General features: G+C 72.3%; 6 protein-coding genes. 4 read left to right on the forward strand and 2 right to left on the reverse strand.

Features of this window, described 5'->3' with window-relative positions; translation table 11 throughout:
* A partial coding sequence (locus QZV72_RS12685; protein ID WP_297008946.1) for an FtsK/SpoIIIE domain-containing protein occupies positions 1 to 3,269 on the reverse strand: 3,269 nt, incomplete at its 3' end.
* A gap of 248 nt (positions 3,270 to 3,517) precedes the next feature.
* Here QZV72_RS12685 and QZV72_RS12690 point away from each other — a divergent pair.
* Both QZV72_RS12690 and QZV72_RS12695 read left to right on the forward strand, forming a co-directional pair.
* Positions 3,518 to 4,762, forward strand: coding sequence for a hypothetical protein (locus tag QZV72_RS12690; protein ID WP_297008947.1), 1,245 nt, complete (start codon positions 3,518 to 3,520; stop codon positions 4,760 to 4,762).
* Positions 4,759 to 5,895 carry a S8 family serine peptidase gene (locus QZV72_RS12695; protein WP_297008948.1) on the forward strand — a complete coding sequence of 379 codons (1,137 nt, stop codon included), beginning with the start codon at positions 4,759 to 4,761 and terminating at the stop codon, positions 5,893 to 5,895. Before QZV72_RS12690 ends, QZV72_RS12695 begins: the two co-directional genes overlap by 4 nt.
* Positions 5,896 to 6,112: 217 nt before the next feature.
* Here the strand turns inward: QZV72_RS12695 and eccB are convergent, their stop codons facing one another.
* Complete coding sequence (gene eccB, locus QZV72_RS12700) at positions 6,113 to 7,303, reverse strand: type VII secretion protein EccB (RefSeq protein ID WP_297008949.1); 1,191 nt, start codon at positions 7,301 to 7,303, stop codon at positions 6,113 to 6,115.
* A 114-nt stretch (positions 7,304 to 7,417) separates the two neighbouring features.
* On the opposite strand from eccB, the gene QZV72_RS12705 reads away from it, so the two are divergent.
* Both QZV72_RS12705 and QZV72_RS12710 read left to right on the forward strand, forming a co-directional pair.
* Positions 7,418 to 8,260 carry a hypothetical protein gene (locus tag QZV72_RS12705; protein WP_297008950.1) on the forward strand — a complete coding sequence of 281 codons (843 nt, stop codon included), beginning with the start codon at positions 7,418 to 7,420 and terminating at the stop codon, positions 8,258 to 8,260.
* Positions 8,261 to 8,345: 85 nt separating this feature from the next.
* Entirely contained in the window at positions 8,346 to 9,317 is a 972-nt protein-coding gene (locus tag QZV72_RS12710) for an arsenic resistance protein (protein WP_297008951.1), read from the forward strand.
* Positions 9,318 to 9,362 lie beyond the last annotated feature (45 nt).

Here is a 9,362-nt window from a genome sequence, read left to right on the forward strand (position 1 = left end):
GCCACCTGCAGCTCCACGGCGTCACCCACGACGAGGACGCCACGCCCCGGCGCGGTGGGCCGCAGCACCTGACCGGCGACCGGCCCGTCCTCGCGGGGTGCCGAGAGCAGGACCCAGGCGGTGGAGTCACGCACCCCCTGCAACAACGGTGTGTAGGTGCTGCGCCCCATCACCGCACTGCGTCGGGCGGTGACCACGTGCAGGCCGATGTCCGCGGCATGGGGCAGCAGCGGCACCAGCATGTCGAGTGCTGCGGCGAGGTCGGCGGAATGGTCCAGGTCATCGACGACGACCACCAGCTCCGGGCCGGTCCACCAGCTGCGCTCACGCAGCACCGTCGGACTCAGTGCGGTGACGTCGTCCGGTATCCGCCCGCGCAGCACCACCACCAGGCGGGCCAGTTCCTCCGCGAAGCCCGCCGGAGAGCGGTACCCGGGTACCCCGAGCAGGCCACGACGCCCGTCGGCGACAAGCAGTTCCACACCGCCGACCGGCCATGCCGCGGGGTCGGCCAGTCCGGCGATGACGGTGCGCAGGGTCGTCGTCACCCCGCTGCGGGCCTGGCCGACGACGGTGAGATGCGGCATGACCGACGGGTCCCAGGTCACCGGCCCGAGGGTGGGCCCGCCGACACCGAGGATGACCTGTCCAGGTAGCACCGGTCCGGCTGCGGCGAGACCCACCTTCTCCGGCAGCAGCTTCATCCGCAGGTCGACCTCACCACGGGCCACACTGACCCGGCGGGCGTGCTCCACCGCCTCTTCGTCGGAGTGGGCGGTCTGCATGTGGCGTCCGGCCGGGGACACGCCGCGGCCGGGCACGTCGGGCAGACTGCGCTGCGCGTCTCGGAAAGCGGAGTCCGTCGGCGCCATCCGCAGCTCGATCTGCCCGGTGAGCAGGTCACGCAGGCTCGGCCGGAACGTCCAGCGCAGTGCGGTGACCACCACGTGGACGCCCCGTTCCAGACCACCTGCGGCCAGGGCCGCGAGGCGACGGTCGTTCTCGCCGAGGACGTCCACCCCGTCAATGACCAGGACGCGGTGGGAGACACCGTCCGGGGCGTCCTGCTCCAGCTCGTCGAGCAGCCGGCCGATACGGTCCACCCCGACGACGGCGGCGACCTGCGGCAACCGCGCCAGGGACGCCAGGGAGCCCCCGGGATCCAGGACATACACCGCCACCGAGGGGCTGGTCAGCGTCAGGCCGACGGTGAGGGTGCGCAACAGGGTGGTCTTGCCGGTGCCCGGGGACCCGACGACGGCCCAGTGGCGACGTCGCAGGTCGATGTCCAGCCGCCGTTGTTCACCGTCGAAGGGCAGGTCCTCCAGCCCCACGGGGACGCACAGCGGAGAGGCGGCGTCGGTCACGCCGGCGGCGCGCGTCCCCAGGACACGGCTGGCCGGCAGATCGGTGGGCAGCGGGTCCAGCCAGATCGGACGCAGGTTCGGCCCGGCCAACCGGTCGACGACGAGGTCCATGGTCGTGCCGGTGGCCTCCGGCTCCACCCCGAGCTCTCGGACCAGCCGCCGGTCGGCGGGGACCTCGGGCCCGGAGACATACGCCGACTGGAACCGCACCTGCCCCGCCCCACCTGCCTCGGCGAGGATCGCCGCACCCGGGGAAGCCGGCAGGTCATGGGCGGCGGTCGACCCTATCAACGCCCGCGACTCCGCCGCCGAGAACGTCCGCAGCGCGATCCGGTAGCTGAGATGGGACTCCAGTCCGCGAAGTCGCCCCTCCTCCAGCCGCTGACTGGCCAGCAGGAGATGCAGTCCGAGTGACCGGCCGAGGCGCCCGACGGCGGCGAAGACGTCGGCGAACTCCGGACGGGCGTGAAGCAGTTCGGAGAACTCGTCGACCACGATGAACAGTGACGGCATCTCGCCGGGATGACGCCGGTTGTAGTCGGTGGCGGTGGACAGGTTGACGGCACGCAGCGTCTCCTGCCGACGGTGCATCTCGCCGAGCAGGGCGTCCTGCATCCGGTCGACGAGCACCGCCTCCTCGGAGAGGTTCGTGATCACCGCCGCAGTGTGCGGCAGCCGTTCCAGGCCCGCGAAGGCGGCACCTCCCTTGAAGTCGACGAGTACGAAGTTCAGTTCCCCGGCGCTGTGGTGGTGGGCGAAACTGGTGACCACGGCCTTGAGCAGCTCGGATTTACCGGACCCGGTCGCACCGATGCACAGTCCGTGCGGTCCGATGCCTCCCTTGGCGGACTCCCGGATGTCGAGGTACACCGGCGACTGCCCGGCCCGGCCGATCGGGGCGCGCAGGTCACCGCCGGGGAAGTCCAGCAGCGACGTGTCACTGCGCCTGGTGCACCGGGCACGGCAGAGGGCGGCGAGCTCGACGTCGCTGAGCCGGTCGGCGGTGGCGAAAGGCCGCCAGCCGTCGACGGTCCAGGCGGAGAGGACCTCACCGTCGGAGTGGAGCAGCAGGCCACGGGTCCGGGCGGTCTCCTCGGCGTCCTCGTCGGGGTCGGCGACGACGGTGCAGTGCGCGGGGGTGGCGGGGGCAGGTCGTGCCGGCCCTGCGCCGACCGGCCCGGCACAGACCGGCCCGGCACAGACCTCGGCACCGTAGCGGAAACTGATCCGCAGCGCGCCGTCGTGCGGCAGCCAGCGGTCGTGCGGCCCGTCGACGCTCACCGCACCCGGATCCTGCAGCACCAGCGCCCCCTGCATCGCCCTGACCTGGTCGGACGCCCCGGGCCCGGTCACCGCGACGACCGGGAACTCCCGCAGGTCCACCGCGACCGGGGCGTCGAGGGTGGCGTGCCTCGTCGCCAGGTCACGCAGACTCATCGCGCACACCGGCTCCAGGTCCTCCGGCGGCACGTCGACCGGGATGTCGAGCGGATCGTCGGGGGCCTGGACAGCGGTACCGAGACGGACGACACCCGGCTCGACGTCCGGCCCGTCCACCCCCTCGACCGCGCGGGTCCACAAGGCCTGCGGGTGGGGGTGGCGACGCTCGGCATCCTCCCGCTGGGTGCTGCGGGCACGCCGGACGCCGTCGGTGAGCGCGTCGAGATGGCGGTGGTAACTGCGCCGGATCTCGTCGACGTCCTGGCCGCCGGGCTGGAACATCATCACCATCGAGCCGATCATCATCAGAGGAAAGATGAATGTCATCGGGCTGCGGGCCATCCCCGACAGCATCATCGCGGCGACCATGCCGAGTACGGCGACGAGCATCACCGCGGGCATGAGGAGCCGCAGGAACGGCTGTCTGTTCTTCGGCAGTGACGGTGGTGGTTGCGTCTGCACCTGGTGTTCCCCTCGAAAAAATCCCCGTCGTCGACCCCGCCCGCGCCCCCTGTGGCCCCGGCCCCCGACGGCATGATGTCTGGCTTGCGCCTGTGTTCGGCGACAATACAGCAATCCGGATGCGCGCGGAATGTTTCTCACCTAAACTCGCCGTCACGTGCCGCTCCGCAGGGGGCCGCGGCACCTCACACCGCACTTGTTCACCAGTACCTGCTCGCCGGTACTCGTTCACCAGGGGGAATCCACCAGTGATCGCTGTCAGCATCACCGTCGTCGACGACCGGGGGCGCGACCGCGTCCTCGACGCCACCGTGTCCGGGACCGTCCCGGTCACCGAACTTCTGCCGCACCTGGTGGACGCCACACCCGGCGAGCACTGGCAGCTCAGCGGCCCGACCGGGGTGCTGCGCCCCGAACACGGACTGACCGAGGCCGGCGTCCGCCCCGGGGAGCGTCTCACCCTGGCACGCGCCACCGTGCCCGCCCCACCGACCGACACCGTCGGCCTGCTCAGCGGTGATCTGCCGGAGAACCCGTCGGTGTGGGTCGCGGCCGTCCTCGCGGCCGCCGCCACCCTGGTCCTGCCGCCGTTCAGTCCGGAGGCTCCGGTGTGGCACCCGTTGGAGATCAGCGACCGGGCACACAGCCTGCTGAACGGGGCCGGGGACCCTGCCGGCACGGCGGCGACGCTGTGCACCGTACTCACCCTCGTGCTCGCGGTCGCCGCTGCGGCCGCGAGTCTGCACGAGCGTCGCTTCACCACGCTCGCCGCGGTTCTCGCCTTCGGTGCCGGGGTGCAGGTCAACGTACTCACGGGGTGTGTGCTCGCCGCGTGCTCGGTGTGGCGTCCCGGCCCGGAACGGGTGGTCACGGTGGTCCTGGCGCTCGCCGCGGCGGTGAACATCTGGCCGGGCATCACCGTGCTGGCCGGTATGGCAGGACTGGTTGTCGCCGGGCAGACTGCGCTGGGCTTGGCCGGGGTGGCACTGCCGCGGATCCCGGCGACCGGCCTGTTCACCGCGGCGGACCGGGTGCGGAGTCGGGATGACCGGTCCGCCGCCGAGGCCGCGAAGGACGGGGAAGCGGCCGTGGACCGGGCCCGCCGCGTCCACGCAGCCCTGGTCATCGCCTGCTGCGTGGTCATCGCGGCGGGCGTGGTCCAGCTCATCCCGCCGGGAACCGCACCCGGGTGGGTCACCGTGGTGGCCTGCCTGACGGTCGCGGTGACCGGCCTGTCCGCCCGCGGGTGCCGCCCGGTCCACGCGGTGACGGTGACGGTCACCGCGGTCGCTGTGGCGGTGTGGACCCTGGTGCACTGCGCCCCGCCGTGGCCTGCGGTGGCCCTGGTTCCCGTTCTCCTGCCCGCGGTGAGGATCGCCTCACCGTTGGCCTGGCGGGTCGTCGACATCCTGGAGACCGTCGCGTTCTCCGTCGCGGTGCCCGCACTCATCGCCACCACCGGCGTCTTCGATCTGGTCAGGGGGATCGGATGAGTCGCTGGCCGGCGGTGGTGTGCACCGCGGCGGTGTGCACCACGGCCCTGTTGCTGTCCGGGGTACCGGTGGCGTCGGCGCAGGACAGTCCGGAACAGTGCGGGGTACCCGAACCCGGGGAGCCGTTGCCGGTGGACGCCGCCCTTCCCCATGATGTCGCCACCGGGACGGGCGTGGGAATCGCACTGGTGGACACCGGGGCGTCCACCCCCTGGGTGGTGCCGGGCCGGGCCGGGGACGGCAGCACCGACAGTGACCACTGCGTCCTGCACGGGACGGCGGTCGCCGGGGTGCTGCACACGGTCGCACCCGGCGCGACGGTGGTGTCCCACCGGCAGGTCACCGACCGCGGGTCGGGCACCGTCGCCGGGCTGGTGGACGCGCTGGAGCGTGCCGTCGCCCATGCCGGGGACCACCCCGGGGTGAGGATCGTGAACCTGTCGCTGGTGGCCTGCCAGGACACCGTCGAGCTGCGGCGGGCGGTCGCTGACGCGGAGGACGCCGGGCTGCTCCTCGTCGCCGCGGCCGGCAACTCCGGCCAGTGCGCCGAGGGGCGGACACCGTTCCCCGCCTCACTGCCCGGTGTCCTCACCGTCGGCGCAGTGGACGCCCGCATCGCCCACGTCACCCTGCTCGACCATCTCGGGCCGGGGCGGGTCAGGGCGGGCTACTCGGTGCCCGGGCCGTGGGTGGATCTGGCGGCACCCGGCGGCCCGGTATCTACCGTGCTGCGTACCGGGACCGGTGAGGTGACGGTCGTGGGTGATCCGGAACCGTTCGCAGGCACGAGTTTCGCTGCCCCGGTGGTGTCGGCGACGGCGGCACTGGTGTGGCAGGTGCGCCCGGAGCTCTCGGCGGCGCAGGTGCGGGACGTGTTGGTGTCCACCGCCCGGTCCGGTGGTGTGCCGGTGGTGGATCCGGCGGCTGCGGTGGCTGCGGTGATGGGTGGGGAGCCTGGGGGTGGGGATGTTGCCGGGGTCGGGGCAGATGCCGGAGCAGGCCCGTGGGCGGAGTCCGTCGACCTGGTGGCCGCCCCGGAGGAGAGCGTTGACCTGCTGGTTCCCCTGGCTCTGGCGACACTGGTGCTGGTCGGGGTGCTCGGTGCGGTGGTGAGGCGTCGGCCACGGAGCTGAGTGGGTGGCGCTGTACCGACAGCCCCCTGCAGCCCCCTGCAGCCGTCCGCGGCCCTCGACCCCTCAGTCAGCACCAGTACCGAGCGTGCTTCACTGTCGCTACCAGTACCGGGAGGCGGTAGTCAGGTACCTGAATTCCGCGTCTCGGTACTGGTAGCTTCATCGTGCCCCGCTGTGACACAGGAACTGTGGGCAGTCCGCTCACGAGGCACCCACCTCACCCCACCTCCAGGGTCCGCCGCGCCCGTTCGGTGGACAGTTCCCCACCGTCCGGCAGCGACTCGATGACGCGCCACGGCACCTGCACCGGCAACTCGCCGTCATCCAGCACCCCCAGCGCCGCCAACTCCTCCGGCGAGGGCACCGTGTAGCGCACACCGGACTCACTGACCAGCGCCAGTCCCCGCTCGGTCACCACGGCGACGGTCCCGCGTGGTCCCTCATAGTGCCGGCCCCGCTGCTCCTTCCCCGCCTCCTCCGGCACCTCGACAAGCGTCGCCCCCGCACACACCCCGGCCGTCTCACGGAACGACGCCTCCACCGGCACCCGCTCCAACGCGGTCGCCCCCGGCACCTCCAGCACCGACCCCAGGTCCGAGACCACCGGAGCGCCCGCCGGGGACGCCAGAGCCTCCGCGACCGCCCGGCGCGTCCCCGTGACCTCTGCCAGCCCACCGTCGACGACCAGGAAGGCCCTCTCCCCCGCGGTCACCAGCGTCCCCTGCTCCCCGAACATCCCCGGCAGTCCGGACGGCCCGCGGGGCAGCACAACATCCGGCCCGCGCCGCAGCACAGCCACCACCTCATCATCGACCACCACCGGCACCGCTCCGAGTGCCCGGGCGACCGTCGGACCCGCCTCCGGAATGAGCATCCGTTCGCCCCCGACGACCAACCAGTGGCCGGACGGCGCGGCGAGGACCTGCGGCCCGGCGTCCGCCATCGAGGACGCGGCGACAACCGTCGGCCCGCACAACGCCCACTCGTCGGCCGCACCGTCGCCGACCGGCACGAGCCCCGGCGCATCCGGAATGCCGACCGGCGGGCCGGTCCCGAACTCGGCGAGATTCGCCGCGGTGGTCTTCGACGGCGACTCCGCCGACCCCAGCAGCAGCCGCGCCGAGGCCACGTTCGTCACCGGATGGAAAACCTCCCCGATCCGCACGTGCAGCGTCCCGGACTCGTCGGTGACCAGTGCGGCGTCCCCCACAGAAGGCGCCGGACGCAGCATCGCCACCAGCAGCATCCCGCCGGCGACGAGCAGGGCGAGCAGCACACCGACACCCACCGCCCGACGCTGGGTGCGCAGCGGATCGTGTGCCATGCGAGGGTCGCCGGTGACCAGCGCGAGCTCCAACCGCCGCAGCAGGAAAGAGTAGCCGGAGACCTGCAGGCCTGTCGTTCTCATGGTGTTCTCCCCCGGGTCCCCCGGAAATCCCCCGATGCGTCGACCCCGCGGCGCGCCGTGATGTACATTCTACCGTGAAAGATACATGACAGGGGAACGCTTGTGTGGGGAACAGTGACGGCCGCCACGGCCGTGATCGGGGTGGGGACAGCCGCGGGATGGGGCCGCCACCGGCTCAGCCGACAGGTCACGGAGCGGACACCGGAGCGCCTGTGGTTCCACGTGCACCCGCCGCACCATGATCTGTGGGGCCCACGCGATCCGGTGGTGTGCGACCTGGACCTGCTGGAACACTTCGCCGCCGGGCTCCGCGCCGAGCCACCGGTCGTGGTCTCGGCCGCTCCCCCGAGGCCGGACGGGCCGACGCAGCGCTCCTACGCCGGGCTCGCCGCGTTGACGCGACCGGCCGGCCGGGTGTTCCTCGGCGTCCTTCCGGAGGACGCCGCCCGGGTACCGTTCGCCGCCGCCGCCTGCGGTCTGCTGGCCCGCCCGGCATCGGGACTGCCGGCCGGTGCGCGTGACGTGGCCGGGGACGTGCCGGTGACTGCGTTGCCCGGCTGGATGATCGGGACGGATGTCTCGGGGGAGCCGGTGACGGTGAATCTGCCACCGGGGTCGACTGTGCTGGTGTGCGGATCGGGGGCAGCGGAGGTCGTGGCGACGGTGGCGGTGACCGGGCGGACGGTGGGGCAGATGGTCGGGCAGATGGTCGGGCAGATGGTCGGGCAGATGGTCGGTGGGGCGACCGAGCAGGCCACCGGCACTGACGTGGCCGTGGTGTCGTCTGAGGCTGAGTGGCGTGGGGCCTGGCACCCGCAGACCTGCCGGATGGTGGTCGGGGAGGACGCCGCCGCCGTGGATGCCGGCATTGCGGTGGACCTCACCGTGGATCTGGACGCCGGGCAACTGCGCTGCGGGGACGCGGTGCTCCCCTTCCGTCGGTTACCGCTGCGGTGAGCCGGGGCCGGCGGAGCGTCTCCGCTGACGTTCCCGCCGGTGTGTCCGCCGGTGTGCCCGCCGGTGTGCCCTAGAGTTGGTGCCCATGTGGAGCCGACTCACCACCTGGACGGATGACCGCCAGGTCGCGCTGTACCTGGGTGCGCTGCTGGTCGGTGCGGTGGTGGGGCTGGCGGTCCCGTCGGTGGCGGGGCCGACGGAACATGCGGTGAACCCGGCGCTGGGACTGCTGCTCTACGCCACCTTCCTCGCCGTGCCCTTCGCCCGCATCTGGCACGCCCTACGGGACCGGCGGTTCCTGGTCACCGTGGTCGTGGTGAACTTCCTCTGCGTGCCGGTGGTGGTGTGGGTGCTGACCAGGTTCATCGCGGGCGACCAGGCTCTACTGGTGGGGGTGTTGTTCGTGCTGCTGGCACCGTGCGTGGACTACGTGATCGTCTTCACCGGGCTGGCCGGTGGGGCCGCGGACCGGCTGCTCGCGGCGACTCCCCTGCTCATGCTCGCCCAGATGGTGCTGCTGCCGGTGTGGCTGCGGCTGTTCGCCGGGGCGGAGGTGGTGGCGTCGATCGACATGGGGCCGTTCGTCTCGGCGTTCCTCTGGCTGATCGTGGTGCCACTGCTCGCGGCCGGGGTGACGCAGTGGGCGTCCGGTAGAAGTGGCGTCATCGGTACGACGGGACGTGGCCTGTCCGGCCTGTCCGCAGGTCTGATGGTGCCGCTGATGATGGTCGTCCTGGCGGTGGTGGTCGCCTCGCAGATCGACGGGGTGTCCGCACGGTGGCGTGACCTGGTGGCCGTGGTGCCGGTGTATGTGATGTTCTCGCTGATCATGCCCGTGATCGGTGGTGTGGCCGGTCGGGTCGCGGGTCTGGGGGTGGCGTCCCGCCGGGCGGTGGTGTTCTCCGCGGTGACGCGGAATTCGCTGGTGGTGCTGCCGCTGGTCCTCGCCCTGCCGGCGGCCTACGACCTGTCGCCGCTGGTGGTGGTGACGCAGACGCTGGTGGAGCTGCTCGTGATGGTGACGATGGTGCGGGTGGTGCCGAAGCTGGTGCGGTGAAGGCCACAGCCATGTCTCTTCACCCTCTCCCGCCGCCCGCCGCCC

Source organism: uncultured Corynebacterium sp. (assembly GCF_902782855.1).
In the GTDB taxonomy this organism is placed as follows: Bacteria; Actinomycetota; Actinomycetes; order Mycobacteriales; family Mycobacteriaceae; genus Corynebacterium.

Bases quoted from the DNA above. Each gene is read 5' to 3' on its own strand.
- QZV72_RS12695 (WP_297008948.1), top strand. From the start codon at position 4,759: ATGAGTCGCTGGCCGGCGGTGGTGTGCACCGCGGCGGTGTGCACCACG.
- eccB (WP_297008949.1), bottom strand. From the start codon at position 7,303: ATGAGAACGACAGGCCTGCAGGTCTCCGGCTACTCTTTCCTGCTGCGG.
- QZV72_RS12710 (WP_297008951.1), top strand. From the start codon at position 8,346: ATGTGGAGCCGACTCACCACCTGGACGGATGACCGCCAGGTCGCGCTG.